Consider the following 16777-nt stretch of genomic DNA (forward strand, 5'->3'; position numbering starts at 1 on the left):
TTTGAAATTTTATAGTGTTGACGATCTATAAAACCCTGCTAGAATCCGCTCACATTGGTTGCAGGACCCTTGTGGAAAGTCACCAATCTCCGGTCCTTCAGACGCTTCGCGTCACCGTCTGCCGATACCTGCACGGCACCCGACGGCCTTGTTTGTTGTCCTAGCCAGCGCCCAGTCGACGCTGGTTTTTTGCGTGGGAGCCACCGCGCGTCCGCCCGCCTGGAAGGCGCCGGCCTGTTTTCCGCCGTGGCCCCCGAACGGTACTTATACCGTTTCTCCGATACCGTTTCGCCCAGCCATGGCGCGCGGTGTCTTGATTCCGCGGCAGTGCTTCCTGCCTCGCTTCGAGCTGAGCGAGCCGCACGAGTCATGTTCATGGGAGATCTGAATGAACGCTTGGTTATCGTGGCGTCCCAACGAGCGGCACGCGCAGGTTCTGCGCGCTGCGCTGCGCCGGGGGACGCGTGTCAGTCACCATTTATTCAGCGTGGTCGGCGGCATCGCCGTCGTGATCGCGCTGGCGTTGTGGCTCCTGCCCAACGTGCGCGGCACTCTCGCGGCCCGGCTGATGCCGATCGTGTCGGCCGCCGTGCAGGCCGGCCCGGCCCGCCTGCTGTCCGGCCACCCGTTGCCCGCCTTCGGTCCCGCGAATGCGAATCCCGACCAGCAGGACGACGTGTCCGGCGTCGAAGCGTCGCGCACGACCTACGACGGCGCGGTCAGCGGCCCGGCGTTCGGCGATGACGCCGCGCGCGGCACCTCGCCCGTCTCGCTCGCCAAACTGATCCCGACCCAGCGGGTCGCCGCCGATGCGCGCGACGACCGCGTGCTGACCTCCAATCGCGAGCAGGCGCTCGTCGCCACCTACCTGGCGCGCCGCTACCGCGTCGCGCAGGAGCCGGTCGGCCAGCTCGTGAAGGCCGCGTTCCAGACCGGCCGCGATGTCGGCCTCGATCCGCTGCTGCTGCTCGCCGTGATGGCGATCGAATCGGGCTTCAATCCGTATGCGGAAAGCGGCGTCGGCGCGCAAGGGCTGATGCAGGTGATGTCGAAGGTCCACTCCGACAAGTTCGAGTATTTCGGCGGCACCACCGCGGCGCTCCAGCCGCTCGTCAATATCCAGGTCGGCGCGCTCGTGCTGAAGGATTGCATCGCGCGCGGCGGTACGCTCGCGGGCGGCCTGCGCCTCTACGTGGGCTCGTCCTCGCCGGACGACGGCGGCTACGGCGCGAAGGTGGTTGCCGAGCGCGACCGCCTGCGCGATGTCGCGCGCGGCCGCAAGGTGTCGATCTACGCGTCGCAGTCGCCGCAGACGACGGCGGTGGTCACCACGGCGGCGGTGTCGACGGGGGGCCAGAAGCGGATCCAGGCCACGCTCGACGGCGCTCATCCGATGGCGATCAAGGCGATGGCGCCGAAGACCTCGCAGCAGGATGACGCGAGCGTCGACACGGCCAAGCGCGACAGCGGTTCGTCGGAACTCGGCACCTGAGCGGGCCCCGGGACCGGAGCCGCATCATGAAAAAAGCGCCCTCGGGCGCTTTTTTTCGTTCCAGGGACGGGCGCGATCAGCGTCCGAACTGCGCGCCGATCCGTTCGACCGCCTCCTCGAGCCGCGCGTACGCGGTCGCATACGAGAGCCGCAGGTAGCGGCGCGGGGCGGCCACGCCGAAGTCCATGCCGGGCACGAGCACGACGCCCGCGTCGTGCAGCAGCGCGCGGGTCAGCGCGGCGCTGTCGCCCGCCGCCGGATGGGCGACGCCGTTGCAATCCGCGTAAACATAGAAGGCCCCGTCCGGCATCACCGGCACGCCGAACCCGAGCCGTTCGAGTGCGGGCACGATGAAGTCGCGCCGGCGCTTGAATTCGAGCCGGCGCGCGTCGTAGATGTCGAGCGTGCGCGGCTCGAAGCAGGCGAGCGCCGCGTGCTGCGCGAGCGCGGACGGGCAGATGAACAGGTTCTGCGCGAGCTTCTCGAAGGTGTCGGTCAGCGACGGCGGCACGACCAGCCAGCCGAGCCGCCAGCCCGTCATGCTGAAGTACTTCGAGAAGCTGTTGACGGTGATCACGTCGTCGCCGAACGACAGCGCCGATACGGGCGCGTCGTCGTAGCTGAGGCCCTGGTAGATCTCGTCGACGATCGAGAAGCCGCCGCGCGCGCGCACGGCCTCGACGATCCGTTTCAGTTCGTCGGGCGCGAGCGAGGTGCCGGTCGGATTCGACGGCGACGCGAGCAGCACGCCGCGGGTGCGCGCGCCCCAGTGGCGCCGCACGTCGTCCGCGCTCAGCTGGAAGCGGGTCTCGGGGCCGCTCGGCACGAGCACCGCGCGTCCTTCGGCCGTCGCGACGAAATGACGGTTGCACGGGTAGGACGGATCGGGCATCAGCACTTCGTCGTCGCGGCCGACGAGCGCGAGGCAGGCGAGCAGCAGCGCCGCTGACGCGCCGGCCGTCACGATGATCCGTTCCGGCGCAATCGCGAGGCCGTAGGCGCGCGCGTAGTGCGCGGCGATCGCTTCGCGCAGCGGCGCGATGCCGAGCGCGCTCGTATATTGCGTGACGCCTTGCCGAAGCGCGGCGGCGGCCGCCTCGATCACGGGCTCCGGCGCGGTGAAATCGGGCTCGCCGATGCTCATGTGGATCAGGTCGCGGCCCGCGCGTTCGAGCTGCGCGGCCTCCTTGACGATTTCCATCACATAGAACGGTTCGATCGCGTCGACGCGCGAGGCGAGCCGGTGCAGCGGATCGGCAGCAGTATTCATGGCGGGTGCGGGCGGAAGACGGGGCGATGCGTCGGAACGCGAAAAAAAAGCGGGCGCCGAGGCGCCCGCTGGAGACTCACGCGCCGCGGCGAGCCTGGATTTCGGCCGGACGCAGCGTGACGGACAGCTTGTCGAGCACGCCGTTCACGTACTTGTAGCCGTCCGAGCCGCCGAACGTCTTCGCGAGTTCGACGGCTTCGTTGATGATGACGCGGTACGGCGTCTCGATCTGATGCTTCAGTTCGAAGGTGGCGATCAGCAGCACCGCCCGTTCGACCGGCGAGAGCTGCTCGATCGGCCGGTCGAGGCTCGGCGTGAGCGCTTCGGCCAGTTCCGCGTGGTCGCGGATCACGCCGTGCAGGATCGTGTCGAGCAGCGTCTTGTCGGCTTTGTCGTACCCCTGCGCACCGCGCAGCTGCGCATCGATTTCGCCCGAGGACGCGTTCGACAGCAACCACTGGTAAAGGCCTTGCGTCGCCAGTTCGCGCGACTGTCGGCGGGCGCTCTTCTTCATGCGCGTTCCTCTTCGTCTTCCTCGTCTTCGTCCTCTTCGTCGTCGCTGAGCTGGTCGAGCGTCATCGTGAGGTTAGCCATTTCGACCGCCACGCGCGCCGCGTCACGACCCTTCTCGGTCATGCGAGCAATTGCCTGCTCGTCGGTGTCGGTGGTCAGCACCGCGTTCGCGATCGGCGTGTTGAAGTCGAGCGCGAGGCGGGTGATGCCCGCGCCGCTTTCGTTCGACACCAGCTCGAAGTGATAGGTCTCGCCGCGGATCACCGCGCCGAGCGCGATCAGCGCGTCGAACTGGTTGCTTTCCGCGAGCTTTTGCAGCGCGAGGGGAATCTCGAGCGCGCCCGGCACCGTGACCAGCAGCACGTCCTCGCCGGACACGCCGAGGCGTTCCAGCTCCTCGACGCAGGCATCCGCCAAGCCGTTGCAGACGGGTTCGTTGAAGCGCGACTGCACGATGCCGATGCGCAGGCCGTCGCCTTCGAGGTTCGGTTGATATTGTCCGATTTCCATGTGTGTTCCGTACGTAGTTTGAATGAGCGGTTAGGGGGCCGCGCGGGTGCGCGGTCCCGAGCGAAATGGATCAGGCGGCGGGGCAGACCGCCGCCGCGCTGCCCGGCATCGGTACGAAGCCCGTCACCTCGAGGCCGTAGCCCGACATGCTGCCGAGCTTGCGTGGGTTCGACAACACCTGCATCTTGCCGACGCCGACATCGCGCAGGATCTGCGCGCCGATGCCGAAAGTCTTGAAATCGACCGGCCGGCGCTTCAGCGCGGCCGCGCGTTCCTCTTCATCGAACGCCTTGAAGACGTCGATCAGATGTTCCTTGGTATCGCCGCAGTTCAGCAGCACGATCACGCCCAGCTCGCGCGCGGCCAGCTCGCGCATCGCCGCGTCGAGCGTCCAGGAGTGGGTCGACACGCCGGTTTCGAGCAGATCGAGCACCGACAGCGGCTCGTGCACGCGCACCGGCGTTTCCTGGTCCGGCGTCGGCGCGCCGCGCACCAGCGCGATATGCGGCGAACCGCTCGGCTGGTCGCGGTACAGCACCGCGCGGAACGCGCCGTGCGCGGTCTGCATGGTGCGTTCCGCGACGCGCTCGATGATCGATTCGGTGCGGCTGCGATAGTGGATCAGGTCGGCGATCGTGCCGACCTTGAGGCCATGCTCGCGGGCGAACTCCATCAGGTCCGGCAGGCGCGCCATCGTGCCGTCGTCCTTGATGACCTCGCAGATCACCGCGGCCGGCGTGAGGCCCGCGAGCGCGGTGAGATCGCAGCCGGCCTCGGTGTGGCCCGCGCGCACCAGGACGCCGCCCGGCTGCGCCATGATCGGGAACACGTGGCCCGGCTGCACGATGTGATCGACGCGCGCGTCGTGCGCGACGGCCGTGGCGATCGTGTGGGCGCGGTCGGCGGCCGAGATGCCGGTGGTCACGCCCTCGGCGGCCTCGATGCTGACCGTGAACGCGGTGCCGTACTGGGTGCCGTTGCGGTAGGTCATGAGCGGCAGGTTCAGCAGCTTGCAGCGTTCCTGCGTGAGCGTCAGGCAGATCAGGCCCCGGCCGTAGCGCGCCATGAAATTGATCGCTTCCGGCGTCACGAATTCGGCGGCGAGCACGAGGTCGCCCTCGTTTTCGCGGTCTTCTTCGTCGACCAGGATCACCATCCGGCCGGCTTTCAGCTCGGCGATGATGTCGGGCGTGGAGGCGAGCGTCATAAAGGTTCAGGGCAAGGGAAAGCGCGTATTTTACGCCACCCAGGGACGGTTTTAGGCGCAGGCGCGCCGGACGGCGCGAAATGTGCGGCCGGTCGCGCGCGACGGCGCGCGCCGAGGTCCGCGCGGCCGCGTCGGCGGCCCCGTGGCCCGGGCGTTTCCGGTTGCCGCCGGGCCGTGCGGCGCGTTTCGCGCATGAAACGATTTGCGGCGAAATCGCACGGCGCGACCGCACGAATCGCGTATCGGCGGGGCGTGGCACGCTCCATGCGGCACCTTGGGATGCCGCGCGCGGCATGGCCGGGGTCCGCCCCCGATAGCCGCGCGTCGGCGCGCCCGTTCGCCGGCGGCGGCGAGGCGCCCGGCCGGGCGCCCGCGCAGGCGGCGACGGGCCGTCGTCGTCAAGGCCTGTTCTCGCACGGGGGAAATCATGTTCATGAAACGCATAGCCGGATGGCCGGCGCAGGCGGCGGGGCTGCTCGTCCTGCTCGGCGCGTTCGCGGGCGCGCACGCGCAATCGACGCCGCGCCTCGTCACGCAGCCGATCGACGAGCGCGCGACCGTCGCGCTGCCGGGCAACGTCCGGCCGGAAGCGAACGCCGCGAACGATCGCGGCCGGGTCGACGACACGCTGGTGCTCGACCATCTGCAATTGCTGCTGAAGCGTCCCGCGCAGACCGAGGCCGCGCTCGTGCAGCGGATCGCGCAGCAGCACGATCCGAAATCGCCGCTTTATCACCAGTGGCTGACGGCCGCGCAGCTCGGTTCTGAATACGGCCCCGCGCCGCAGGACGTCGCGGCCGTGACCGACTGGCTCACGCGCCACGGCTTCACGGTCAACCACGTCCAGCCGAACGGCATGGTGATCGACTTCTCGGGCACCGCCGAGCAGGTGCGCGGCGCGTTCGGCACCGAGCTGCACCAGTTCGAGGCCGGCGGGCGCATGCACTTGTCGAATCTCGCGGATCCGCGCATCCCGGCCGCCCTCGCGCGGGTCGTGAGCGGGGTCGTGTCGCTGCACGATTTCATGCCGCACGTGAATTTCCGTGCGCGGCCGTCCTACACCTTCGCGAGCGGCGGCACGACGTATCAGGCGGTGGTGCCGGCCGATCTCGCGACCATCTACAACCTCAATCCGTTGTTCTCGGCCGGCATCGCCGGGCAGGGGCAGACGATCGTCGTGATCGAGGACACCGACGTCTACCGCGCGACGGACTGGAGCACTTTCCGCTCGACCTTCGGCCTCGCGGGCTACACGACGGGTTCCTTCACGCAGGCGCACCCCGCGCCCGCGAGCGGCGCGAACAACTGCACGGATCCGGGCGTGGTCGCGGGCAACGAGACCGAGGCGGAACTCGACGCGGAATGGTCGAGCGCCGCCGCGCCCGGCGCGGCGATCGTGCTCGCGTCGTGCAAGGACACGCGCACCACCTTCGGCGGCCTGATCGCGCTGCAGAACCTGCTGAACGGCAGCAGCCCGCCCGCGATCGTCAGCATCAGCTACGGCGAATGCGAGGCGGAGAACGGCGCGACCGCCAATGCCGCGTACTACGCGGCCTACCAGCAGGCGGCCGCGCTCGGCACCTCGGTGTTCGTGTCGGCCGGCGACGAGGGCGCGGCGAGCTGCGACGCCAACGCGTCGAGGGCGACCCACGGCATCGGCGTGAGCGGCTTCGCATCGACGCCGTACAACGTGGCGGTCGGCGGCACCGATTTCGGCGACACCTACGCCGGCACCAACTCGACCTACTGGGGCGCGACGAACGGCTCGACCTACGGCTCGGCGCTGTCCTACATCAACGAGATTCCGTGGAACGATTCGTGTGCGAGCACGCTGATCGCGAAGAAGCTCGGCTATGCGGCGACCTATGGGTTCTCGGGCTTCTGCAACAGCCTGACCGGCCAGCGCAGCTTCGAGACCACCGCGAGCGGCAGCGGCGGGCCGAGCGGCTGCGCGACCGGCGCGCCGTCGCGCGCGGGCGTGGTCGGCGGCAGTTGCAAGGGCTATGCGAAGCCGTCATGGCAGGCGCTCGTCGGCAATCCGGCCGACGGCGTGCGCGATCTGCCCGACGTGTCGCTGTTTGCCGCCAACGGCGTGTGGGGGCACTACTACGTGTTCTGCGATTCCGATACGGCCGACGGCGGCGCGGCGTGCACCGGCGCGCCGAGCGGCTGGGCGGGCGCGGGCGGGACCTCGTTCGCCGCGCCGATCTGGGCCGGCTTCCAGGCGCTCGTCAACCAGAAGACCGGCGCGAAGCAGGGCAATCCGAACCCGACGCTCTACGCGCTCGCGGCGACGGAATACGGCGCGTCCGGCAGCAGTGCGTGCAATTCGAGCAACGGCAAGGGCGTGGGCAGCAGCTGCGTGTTCTACAACGTCACGCAGGGCGACATGGACGTGGACTGCTCGGGATCGAGCAACTGCTATCTGCCGGGCGGCTTCGTCGGCGTGCTGTCGACGGTCAGCAGCAGCTACCAGAAGGCGTACGGCACGGCGGTCGGCTGGAATTTCGCGACGGGGATCGGCACGGTCAACGTGACGAATCTCGTGAACGGCTGGTGAAGGTGGCCCGGCGGCGGCGGGAGCGGACCGCGGCGGGCCTCCGGCGCGGCCCGGTCCGGCGCGGCCGGGCCGGCCGCCCGAAAGCGCCCGGCCTGGCGACGACGCTTACTTCGCGTCGTCTTCCTTCAGTTGCGGCAGCGCGGACGATTCGCCCGGCGTCAGGAGGCCGACCTGCGCGTAGATGCGCAGCTTGTCGCGCGTATCGGTGATGTCGAGGTTGCGCATCGTGAGCTGGCCGATCCGGTCGCGCGGTGAGAAGGTCGACGCGACCTTCTCCATCGACAGGCGTTCCGGCTGGTACGTGAGGTTCGGCGACTTCGTGCTCAGGATCGAGTAGTCGTTGCCGCGGCGCAGCTCGATCTTCACTTCGCCCGTGATCGCGCGCGCGACCCAGCGCTGCGCGGTCTCGCGCAGCATGATCGCCTGCGGGTCGAACCAGCGGCCCTGGTACAGCAGGCGGCCGAGGCGGCGGCCGTTCTCGCGGTACTGCTCGATCGTGTCCTCGTTGTGGATCCCGGTGACGAGCCGCTCGTACGCGATGTACAGCAGCGCGAGCCCCGGCGCTTCATAGATGCCGCGGCTCTTCGCCTCGATGATCCGGTTCTCGATCTGGTCGCTCATGCCGAGGCCGTGGCGGCCGCCGATGCGGTTCGCTTCCAGCATCAGCTCCACCGCGTCCGTGTATTCGACGCCGTTCAGCGCGACCGGGCGGCCTTCCTCGAAGCGCACCGTGATTTCCTCGGCCGCGATCTTGACGTCGTCGCGCCAGAACGCGACGCCCATGATCGGATTGACGATCCGGATGCCGCTTTCGAGGCTCTCGAGATCCTTCGCCTCGTGCGTCGCGCCGAGCAGGTTCGAATCGGTCGAGTAGGCCTTCTCCGCCGACATCTTGTACGCGAAGCCCGCCTGGTTCATGAATTCGGACATTTCCGCGCGGCCGCCCAGCTCGTCGATGAAGGTCTGGTCGAGCCACGGCTTGTAGATCTTCAGGTCCGGGTTCACGAGCAGGCCGTAGCGGTAGAAGCGCTCGATGTCGTTGCCCTTGTAGGTGCTGCCGTCGCCCCAGATGTTGACGCCGTCTTCCTTCATCGCCGCGACGAGCATCGTGCCCGTCACCGCGCGGCCGATCGGCGTCGTGTTGAAGTAGGTGACGCCCGCCGTCGAGATGTGGAACGCGCCGCACTGCAGCGCCGCGAGGCCCTCGGCCACCAGCTGCGCGCGGCAGTCGATCAGGCGCGCGCCTTCCGCGCCGTATTCGGTCGCGCGGCGCGGGATCTCCTCGTAGTCGTCCTCGTCGGGCTGGCCGAGGTTGGCCGTATAGGCATATGGCAGTGCGCCCTTGAGTTTCATCCAGTGCAGCGCCGCGCTGGTGTCGAGGCCGCCGGAGAAGGCGATGCCGACCTTCTGGCCGGTCGGTAAGCTTTCAAGAATCGTCGTCATGAGGAAAACCGTTCAATCAAGGTCTGGAAGAAATCTCGCGCAATCTGCAAGTATCGTCCGTGCCCGATATTGAGGCAAGCCCGAAGGCAGGGCGTCCGCGGTGGCGCCGGATCGCGGCGCGCGCGCTCAAATGGTGCCGGATCTTTGCCGTCGCGCGGCGCGCGGCGGCCAGCAGCGGCCGGGGAAGGGCCGTTTCACGCGCCCGCCGGGATGGCCGGCCGACGCGTGCGATGGCGGAGCAGCCTCGTATTCTAGCGAATTGCCGGCGCGGGCCGGGTCGAGGCGGACGCGAGCGGCCGGCGACCCGGGGGCGGGCGGGGCCGACGCACCGGCCGGCGAGGGCGCGACCGCGCGGTGCGACGCCGCATTCATCGAGCACGGCCGGTCTCGGGTTGCTTCGTCGCATCGTCGTTGCGCTTCGCGGTCGCGCGCGTTCATCCATACGCGCGATCGGCGTGCGCGCGGAGCAGGTCCACCATCAGCTGCGCATTCGGCGACAGGAACAGGTCCGAACGCGTGACGAGGCCTTCGGCGAGATCGGGCAGCGGCGCGTCGAGATCGAGCCGCACGATGTCGGGGTCGTGCAGGTGCGAGGCGACTTCCTCATTGGTGACGGCGACCGCGGGCAGGCACTTGAGGATCGCCCAGCTCGCGATCGGATTCTGGCTTTCGATGTTCTGCGGGGCTTCGATCACCTGCGCGGCGCCCACTTCGGGCGGCTGCGCGTTGATGCGCATGCCGGCGCTCACCCAGCGAAAGCGCGACAGGTCGTCGAGCGTGCAACGGCGGCCGGCGAGCGGATGGCCGCGCTGCACGAGCGCGACGGCGGGCCGGCGGAACCAAGGATCGAAACGGAACGGCAGCGGGATCGACTCCGCGAACGCGGTGCACACGCCGAAATCGAGCGTGCCGTCGCGCAGGCCGGGCAGCACCGTCGCGAGCGCGCCGTCGACGATGCGCAGCGGCGCGCGCGGTCGTTGCGCGAGGAAGGCCGGCAGCGCGAGCGGCAGCAGGTTGGCGGACGCCATCTGCGACATCCCGAGCGCGACGCGCCCGTGCTGGTCGAGCGACACATCGCCGTCGAGCAGCTTCATCTGCTCGACGACCAGCGTCGCGCGCGGCAACAGCGAGCGGCCGGCCTCCGTCAGCGTCGCGCCGCCGACGCCGCGCGAGAACAGCGTCGCACCGAGTTCTTCCTCCAGAAGACGCAAGGTCTTGGTGACGGCGGCCTGCGAGACGCCGAGGTTCCGCGCAGCCGCGCGGATGCTGCCCAGCCGCGCGACGCTGACGAAGGCGAGTACTTGCGGATACTTCATGGTGACAACCCGCGGTTGAATACGTGAACGAAACGACGTCTTTTGACATCCGCGCATGCATGTCATGCTCGGCGTGCCTTTCGAAGGGGACTAGAAGGGCGGTTCGTTTGGAAAACACCATCACGCGGTGGGATGTCGACCGGACTCACGGGCGACGACTGCCGACGATCAAGCGAGAGTGTCACATGGAAAAAAAGCAAATGCGATCCAGTGCGTTCGCACCGTGGAGTCTGGCCGCCAGTGTCGTTGCCTTGACCCTGGCGGGATGCGGCGGAGATGAAATCGACAGCGGCGGCGTGCGGCCGGGCCCGGTGCCGGTCGCGAACGCGGCCTACGGCGACGGCGGCATGCCCGCGTTCTACACGTGGACGAGCCCGGTGCCCGGCGGCAAGCCGGGCCTCGTGCTGAGGCAGGAATCGCTGCCCGCGAACCTCGCGCTCGCCAATTCGGATCCGGCGCGCAACCTGCGCCTGCTGTACACGTCGACGGAAGGCGTCGACGGCAAGACGCCGATCACGGTGTCGGGCGCGGTCTACGTGCCGCAGGGCACGCCGCCCGCCGGCGGCTGGCCGATCGTCGCGTGGACCCACGGCACGGTCGGCATCGCGGACGTCTGCGCGCAATCGTTCCGGCCGCGCTCCACGCGCGACCAGACCTATCTCGGCGCGATGCTCGCGCAGGGCTACGCGGTGGTCGCGACGGATTACGAAGGGCTCGGCACGCCGGGACCGCATCCGTATCTCGTGCATCGCGCGGAAGCCTACGGCGCGCTCGACGCCGTGCGCGCGGCGCTCACCGCGCTGCCGGGCGTGCTGAACAACAAGGTGGTCGCGGTCGGGCAGTCGCAAGGCTCGGGCGCGACGATCGCCACGCTCCAGTACGCGCCGACCTATGCGCCGGACGTGCGGGTGGTCGGCGGCGTCGCGACGGGCGTCTACTTTCCGCTCGTGACGAGCGGCAGCGCGCCCGCGAATCCGATCGGCGTCGGCGCGGCCAGCAATTCGGTCTACCTGTTGCTCGCGATGCGCGGCACCGGCGCGCTCGTCACGCCCGGGTTCGATTTCCGTCCGTATATCTCGGATCGCGCGATGCCGGTGTACGACGCGACGCTCACGTCGTGCATCGACGGGCTCGATACGCTGCAGGAGGCGAACGGCGTCGACCAGACCAACTACGCGAAGGCGCCGCCGCCGGCCGACGAGGTCGGCGCGATTCTCAAGGCGACCTCGACGCCCGCCGCGGGATTCGCGTTGAAGGCGCCGCTGTTCACGGGCTCGGGGCTCGCGGATACGACCACGCCGCCGACCGATGCGTATGCGTTCGTGTCGCAGGCCTGCGCGCTCGGCGCGACGGTCGAGTGGCACGACTACCCGGGGCAGACGCATGACAGCACCGTCAACGCATCGCTCGCGGATTCGCTGCCGTTCATCCGCAAGGTGATGGGCGGCCAGCCGGTGGCCGGCAATTGCGGCGCGCTGAAACCGCCGGGCGCCGCGTAGTCGCGGCGGCGGGCCGATCTTCGCGGGCGCGGCGTCGTGATTCCGAAGGACGCCGCGCGTGGCGGGTCAGCGCGCGGCGTCCGGCTGCCTGCTGCTCCACATGAGCCGGTATGCGGCCTCGACCTCGCGCGCGAAGCGCGCGCCGTCCATCAGCGGCGAACGCGCGAGGCGCGGGCGCAGCGCGCCGCGCAGCGCGGCGAGCACGGGCAGGTCGCTGGCGAGCGCGACGGCGGCGTCGACGAACGCCTCATCGTGTTCGGCGGCGAGCATGGTGAGGCCGAGGTTCGCGAGCTGGCACAGCCCGCCGCGCCCGACCGCGGTGCGCCCCACCCGCGTGACGACCGGCACGCCCATCCACAAGGCGTCGAGCGTCGTCGTGTGGCCGTTGTAGGGGAAGGTGTCGAGCGCGACGTCGATGTCGAGATAGGACGCGAGATAGTCGGCGCGCGGCCGGTACGGCACGCACGTGACCCGCTCCGGCGCGATGCCGTGCGCGCGCAGCCGCTCCATCAGCCGGATGCGCCCCGCGCCGTGCGGCGCCATCACGACGAGCCGCGCATCGGGCAGGCGCGCGAAGATGCCGGCCCACAGGCGCAGCGTGCGGTCGGTCAGCTTGCAGGGATTGTTCAGGCAGCCGAACGTCGCGTGACCCGCCGCGAGCGCCGGCAACGGGCCGACGGCGGGCGTGTCGGCGAGCGGGTCGTAGCACCAGAACGTGTCGGCGAGGCGGATCGAGCGCTCGCGATAGAACGCCTCGTTGCCGGGCGGATCGAGATGCGGATCGGTCAGCCGGAAATCCATCGACGCGAGGCCGGTCGTGCCGGGGTAGGCGAGCCAGGTCGCCTGCACCGGCGCGGGCCGTCGCGCGTACAGGCCGGGCCGGCCGCCGTCCATGTGCATCGTCAGGTCGACGAGGAGATCGATCCCGTCCTCGCGGATGCGGTGCGCGAGCGCCGCGTCGTCGAGCCCCTGCACGTCGCGCCAGCGGTCCGCGTAGCCGGCGAGCCGTTCGGTCATCGCGTCCGGCCGCGCGACGCTCGCATAGCAGACGATCTCGAAGGCGTCGCGGTCGTGATTCGACAGCAGCGGCGCGAGGAACAACGCCTGGCAATGCTCGCGAAAATCCGCGCCGACGTAGCCGATCCGCAGCCGCGCGTCCGGCGCGTGCGTGCGGCAGGGGGCGGCATGCGCCGCGCCGGACGGCTCGTGCCGCGCGGACCAGCGCAGCGCTTCCTCGAGCACCGGTTCCGGCTGTTCCGACTGGAAGCTCAGCGCATAGACCAGATTGCTGTGCGCGACCGCATTGTCGGGATCGCACGCGAGCGCGCGCCGGTAGCTGTCGATCGCCTCGTCGAGCACGCCGTTGTCCTTCAGCACGTTGCCGAGATTGTTGTGGCTCGGCGAATGCGTCGGCGCGCCGGCGAGCGCGGCGCGCAGGTGCGCGATCGCCTCGTCGTGCAGGCCCAGCCGTCGCAGCAGGTTCGCGGCATTGTTGTGCGCGGCGACGCAGCCCGGCCGCGCGTGCAGCGCGGCGTCGAACGCCCGGGCGGCCGCGTCGGCGTCGCCGAGCGCCTCGCAGGCGTTGCCGAGGTTGTTCAGCGCATCCGCGTGGTCGGGCTGCAGCGTGGCCGCGCGCAGATACTGCTCGGCCGCGTCCGCGTGGCGGCCGAGCCCCTGCAGCGCATTGCCGAGGTTGTAGGCCGCGTCGGCGTCGAACGGCGCGCATGCCGTCGCGCGCGCGAGGTGCGTGGCCGCTTCCTCGAAGGCGCGCCGTTCGCACAGCGCGACGCCGAGATTGATCAGCCCGGCGCTCGCGTCCGGTGCGGCGCGCACCGCGTCGCGCAGCAGCGCGAGCGCGTCGTCGTGCCGGCCCTGCGCGTCGAGCAGCGTGCCCAGGTGCGTGAGCGCGAGCGCATGGGTCGGCTGCGCGGCGAGCGCTGTGCGGTAGGCCCGCTCGGCCGCGTCGAGCGCGCCGCATTGGCGGTGGCTGTTGCCGAGATTGTTGGCGGCGTCGGCGTTGGACGGATCGCGCGCGAGCGCGTCGTCATACGCGCCGATCGCGCCCGCGTGGTCGCCGAGCGCTTGCAGCGCGTTGCCGAGCGCGGCGTGCGTGTCGGCGTCGTCGGGCGCGAACGCGAGCGCCGCGCGCAGCGCTGCGGCAGCTTGCGCATGCTGGCCGAGCGCGTGCAGGACATGGCCGCGCGTCACGTGATGGCGCGCGTCGCGCGGCGCGAGCGCGACTGCCCGGTCCAATTGCGCGAGCGCGCGGATGCTGTTGCCGCTTTGCAATTCGAGAATGCCGAGCCGCAGCCGCAGATCGTCGTTGCGCGGGTCGTCGACGAGCGCCGCTTCGTAGATCGTGCGGGCCGCGGGCAGGTTGCCGGCGAGGTGGAGCGCCTTCGCCTGGGCGAGCGTCGAGTCGGGAGTCATGGCTGGGTGGAAACCGGCAAGGGAGAGCGGGCCGCACGTCGTGCGTCGAGCAGGCGCGCGAACGCCTGCGCGATGCGATCGACGTACGGGTTCTTGTGCGCGAGCGGCCCGTCGGCCGCTTCGCGATGGACGAGCATCGTCGCGTTCGCCTCGAAGACGACGACCTGGCCCTCGGCCGTCAGCGCGAAGTCGATGCCGCCGTAGTCGAGATCGAGCTGTCTGCCGATCGCGGCGAGCGAGCGCAGCGCGGTCGCGCCGAGCGCCGCGAGCGGATCGTCGAGGAAGCGCCGTTCCTCGTCGAGCTTCCAGGGCGCGGACGTCATGTCGGCCGAGAAATAGTGAACGAGCCAGTGCGAGGAAATCGCCAGGTGATACGGATACGGCACGCGATCAACGAAGATCATCCGGTACTTGCGGAACTCGCCGTCGGCGCTGCGCGTGTCGCGGTAGGCCGTGACATAGGCGGCGGCGTCGAGCCGCGCGAGCGCCGTCGCGAAGGTGGTGGGTTCGGTGTGCAGCGTCAGGCCCTCGCCGCCGTGCGCGCCGGTCGGCCGCAGCAGCAGCGGAAACGCGATGCCGGCTTGCGCGAGGCGTTCCAGCAGCAGGTCCAGCGGGGCATGGGGGGCGTCGATGCGCACGCAGGGCGGCACCCGCACGTCCGGCAGCGAGCCGAGCCGTTCGGCGGTGCGGTCGCGATGCGTGCGCGCGATCGCGTCGGGCGGATTCAGGATCGGCGCGCGGCTGCGGCCGGCGAAGCGCGCGAGGCGCGCGGCCAGCGGCGCGGCGATGTCGGGCTCGCCGATCGCGTTGAACACGAGATCGTGAGGCGGCAGGCGGGCATCCTCGGCGTCGGCCGCGTAGTCGAGCGCGTACTTGATGCGGGTCGTCGTGCGGAACGGCAGCAGCGTGTCGAGCGGAACATTGCCCGCCCCGCTGCCGACGCCGACGATCAGCACGCGGCAGGCTTCCTGATCGAGCGCGGGCTCGACGAACACGCGTTGCAGGCGGTAGGCGCGCGCGCGATGCCGGCGGGCCTCGATTCGACGACCGAGCGTGTCGTACAGCGCCGCGAGATTCTGGTGCGCGCTCGCGAGATCCGGATCGATGGCCAGCGTATGCCGATACCAGTACACCGCGTCGTCGACGCGTCCCTTCATCGAGTAGAGGGTCGCGAGGTTGTACAGCGCGAGCGCGCGCTGCGTATCCGGTGCGCCGTTCAGCATGCCGAACGCGACGACCGTGAGCTGGTGCGCGGCGAAGCCGATGGCATCGCCCGCGGCGTGCAGCGCATCGCGCATCTGAGCATGCAGGACGACATCGAGAGGCGCCGCGTCGAGCGCGCGCGCCAGCTTCCTGCACAGCGCCGGCGCGTCGGGCTCGACGCCCGCCGGATCGAGCGGCGGCTGCGCGAGGCCAATGGGGGCGGCGGCGTTCACGCGTGGGCGACGCTGAATTCGGTCAATGCGTCGCACAGCGTATCGACCGCGTCGGGCGTGACGGCGTTGTAGAGCGACGCGCGCAGGCCGCCCAGCGAACGGTGACCGTCGAGCCCGACGATCCCGCGTTCCGCGGCCGCGTCGGCGAATGCCCGGTCGAGCCGCGCGTCGCCGAACGCGAACGCGGCGTTCATGCGCGAGCGCCACGGACGCTCCGCATGCACGGCGATCGCATCGCTCAGCGCATCGAGCGTGAAGTAGAGCCGCCGCGCTTTCATGTCGTTGAGCCGCTGCATCGCGGCGAGTCCGCCGATCTCGTCGCGCAGCCAACGCGTGACCAGCGTCAGCACGTAGATCGCGAACACGGGCGGCGTGTTGTAGTTCGAGCCGTGCTCGACGTGCGTGCGGAAATCGAGGATGCCGGGCAGGGTGTCGGGAATCCGCTCGAGCAACGCGCGATCGATCAGCGCGACCGTGACGCCGGCCGGACCGAGATTCTTTTGCGCGTGCGCGTAGATCATCGCGTAGCGGCTCGCGTCGAGCGGCCGCGACAGGAAGTCGGACGACATGTCGACGATGAGCGGCGCGTCGTGCGGCGCGTCGGCGGGCGGCTCGAACTGCAGGCCCTCGACGGTTTCGTTCGACACGTAGTGCAGGTACGCGGCATCGGGGGCGACCGCGAGCTGATCGAGCGCGGGCAAGCGGCGAAAGCCGCAGTCCTGGCCGCTCCACGCGATGCGCGCGGGGCCGACGCGCGCGGCTTCGGCGCTCGCGCGGCTGCTCCAGTAGCCGGAATTCACGTACACGGGCGGCGCATGGCGGCGGCTCGCGAAGTTCATCGGGATCGTCGCGAACAACAGGCTGCTGCCGCCTTGCAGGAACGTGATCGCGTAGCGCTCGGGCAGCCCGAGCAACGCGCGCAGGTTGCGTTCCGCCTCGTCGAGGATCGCGCGGAACCAGTCGGATCGATGGCTCATGCCCAGCACCGACATGCCGGTTTCCGGCAGCGCGATGATGGCGTCGCGCGTCTGGCGCAGCACGGAGTCGGGCAATGCGCCGGGGCCGCCGGAGAAATTCAGGGTATTGGACATCGTCGGGAGC

Annotated in this window: 12 protein-coding genes; 3 read left to right on the forward strand and 9 right to left on the reverse strand. The window is 70.0% G+C overall.

What is annotated here, in order from left to right; all coding sequences use genetic code 11:
- The first annotated feature begins 388 nt into the window (after window positions 1–388).
- Window positions 389–1492 (forward strand): lytic transglycosylase domain-containing protein, encoded by a 1104-nt coding sequence (locus tag Bsp3421_RS16660; RefSeq protein ID WP_274001695.1) that lies wholly within the window; start codon window positions 389–391, stop codon window positions 1490–1492.
- A 76-nt stretch (window positions 1493–1568) separates the two neighbouring features.
- Here Bsp3421_RS16660 and Bsp3421_RS16665 read toward each other — a convergent pair whose 3' ends face one another.
- The 4 genes from Bsp3421_RS16665 to ribBA form a co-directional block, all read right to left on the reverse strand.
- Window positions 1569–2762 carry a pyridoxal phosphate-dependent aminotransferase gene (locus Bsp3421_RS16665; RefSeq protein ID WP_274001696.1) on the reverse strand — a complete coding sequence of 398 codons (1194 nt, stop codon included), beginning with the start codon at window positions 2760–2762 and terminating at the stop codon, window positions 1569–1571.
- Between the two features lie 76 nt (window positions 2763–2838).
- On the reverse strand, window positions 2839–3276 hold the full coding sequence (gene nusB, locus Bsp3421_RS16670) for a transcription antitermination factor NusB (protein ID WP_274001697.1): 438 nt from the start codon (window positions 3274–3276) through the stop codon (window positions 2839–2841).
- Window positions 3273–3785 carry a 6,7-dimethyl-8-ribityllumazine synthase gene (gene ribH, locus Bsp3421_RS16675; RefSeq protein ID WP_252985352.1) on the reverse strand — a complete coding sequence of 171 codons (513 nt, stop codon included), beginning with the start codon at window positions 3783–3785 and terminating at the stop codon, window positions 3273–3275. Before ribH ends, nusB begins: the two co-directional genes overlap by 4 nt.
- A gap of 70 nt (window positions 3786–3855) precedes the next feature.
- Entirely contained in the window at window positions 3856–4992 is a 1137-nt protein-coding gene (ribBA, locus tag Bsp3421_RS16680) for a bifunctional 3,4-dihydroxy-2-butanone-4-phosphate synthase/GTP cyclohydrolase II (protein WP_274001699.1), read from the reverse strand.
- A 433-nt stretch (window positions 4993–5425) separates the two neighbouring features.
- Between ribBA and Bsp3421_RS16685 the strand changes: the two genes are divergently transcribed.
- Window positions 5426–7552, forward strand: coding sequence for a S53 family peptidase (locus Bsp3421_RS16685; RefSeq protein WP_274001700.1), 2127 nt, complete (start codon window positions 5426–5428; stop codon window positions 7550–7552).
- A gap of 105 nt (window positions 7553–7657) precedes the next feature.
- Here the strand turns inward: Bsp3421_RS16685 and argG are convergent, their stop codons facing one another.
- Together argG and Bsp3421_RS16695 are read right to left on the reverse strand one after the other, a co-directional pair.
- Entirely contained in the window at window positions 7658–8995 is a 1338-nt protein-coding gene (argG, locus tag Bsp3421_RS16690; protein ID WP_274001701.1) for an argininosuccinate synthase, read from the reverse strand.
- Between the two features lie 434 nt (window positions 8996–9429).
- Complete coding sequence (locus Bsp3421_RS16695) at window positions 9430–10311, reverse strand: LysR family transcriptional regulator (protein ID WP_274001703.1); 882 nt, start codon at window positions 10309–10311, stop codon at window positions 9430–9432.
- Between the two features lie 185 nt (window positions 10312–10496).
- Here Bsp3421_RS16695 and Bsp3421_RS16700 point away from each other — a divergent pair, with 185 nt between their 5' ends.
- A complete protein-coding gene (locus tag Bsp3421_RS16700; RefSeq protein WP_274001704.1) occupies window positions 10497–11810 on the forward strand; it encodes an alpha/beta hydrolase in 1314 nt (437 codons plus the stop codon).
- Window positions 11811–11876: 66 nt separating this feature from the next.
- Here the strand turns inward: Bsp3421_RS16700 and Bsp3421_RS16705 are convergent, their stop codons facing one another.
- Genes Bsp3421_RS16705 through serC form a run of 3 tightly spaced genes read right to left on the reverse strand, consistent with a single transcriptional unit; the run spans window position 11877 to window position 16767 of the window.
- Complete coding sequence (locus Bsp3421_RS16705; RefSeq protein WP_274001706.1) at window positions 11877–14240, reverse strand: tetratricopeptide repeat protein; 2364 nt, start codon at window positions 14238–14240, stop codon at window positions 11877–11879.
- Window positions 14237–15676 carry an ATP-grasp domain-containing protein gene (locus Bsp3421_RS16710; RefSeq protein WP_274001708.1) on the reverse strand — a complete coding sequence of 480 codons (1440 nt, stop codon included), beginning with the start codon at window positions 15674–15676 and terminating at the stop codon, window positions 14237–14239. The genes Bsp3421_RS16705 and Bsp3421_RS16710 overlap by 4 nt, the downstream gene beginning before the upstream one ends.
- Window positions 15673–16767: a 3-phosphoserine/phosphohydroxythreonine transaminase gene (serC, locus tag Bsp3421_RS16715; protein ID WP_274001710.1), complete on the reverse strand. Its 1095-nt coding sequence runs from the start codon at window positions 16765–16767 to the stop codon at window positions 15673–15675. The genes Bsp3421_RS16710 and serC overlap by 4 nt, the downstream gene beginning before the upstream one ends.
- Between the last annotated feature and the right edge of the window lie 10 nt (window positions 16768–16777).

The sequence above is a fragment of the Burkholderia sp. FERM BP-3421 genome (assembly GCF_028657905.1).
Lineage (GTDB): Bacteria > Pseudomonadota > Gammaproteobacteria > Burkholderiales > Burkholderiaceae > Burkholderia.

Excerpts from the sequence above, each read along its gene's own strand:
- Bsp3421_RS16660 (WP_274001695.1), top strand. The coding sequence starts at position 389 with ATGAACGCTTGGTTATCGTGGCGTCCCAACGAGCGGCACGCGCAGGTT.
- Bsp3421_RS16665 (WP_274001696.1), bottom strand. The coding sequence starts at position 2,762 with ATGAATACTGCTGCCGATCCGCTGCACCGGCTCGCCTCGCGCGTCGAC.
- nusB (WP_274001697.1), bottom strand. The coding sequence starts at position 3,276 with ATGAAGAAGAGCGCCCGCCGACAGTCGCGCGAACTGGCGACGCAAGGC.
- ribH (WP_252985352.1), bottom strand. The coding sequence starts at position 3,785 with ATGGAAATCGGACAATATCAACCGAACCTCGAAGGCGACGGCCTGCGC.
- ribBA (WP_274001699.1), bottom strand. The coding sequence starts at position 4,992 with ATGACGCTCGCCTCCACGCCCGACATCATCGCCGAGCTGAAAGCCGGC.
- Bsp3421_RS16685 (WP_274001700.1), top strand. The coding sequence starts at position 5,426 with ATGAAACGCATAGCCGGATGGCCGGCGCAGGCGGCGGGGCTGCTCGTC.
- argG (WP_274001701.1), bottom strand. The coding sequence starts at position 8,995 with ATGACGACGATTCTTGAAAGCTTACCGACCGGCCAGAAGGTCGGCATC.
- Bsp3421_RS16695 (WP_274001703.1), bottom strand. The coding sequence starts at position 10,311 with ATGAAGTATCCGCAAGTACTCGCCTTCGTCAGCGTCGCGCGGCTGGGC.
- Bsp3421_RS16700 (WP_274001704.1), top strand. The coding sequence starts at position 10,497 with ATGGAAAAAAAGCAAATGCGATCCAGTGCGTTCGCACCGTGGAGTCTG.
- Bsp3421_RS16705 (WP_274001706.1), bottom strand. The coding sequence starts at position 14,240 with ATGACTCCCGACTCGACGCTCGCCCAGGCGAAGGCGCTCCACCTCGCC.
- serC (WP_274001710.1), bottom strand. The coding sequence starts at position 16,767 with ATGTCCAATACCCTGAATTTCTCCGGCGGCCCCGGCGCATTGCCCGAC.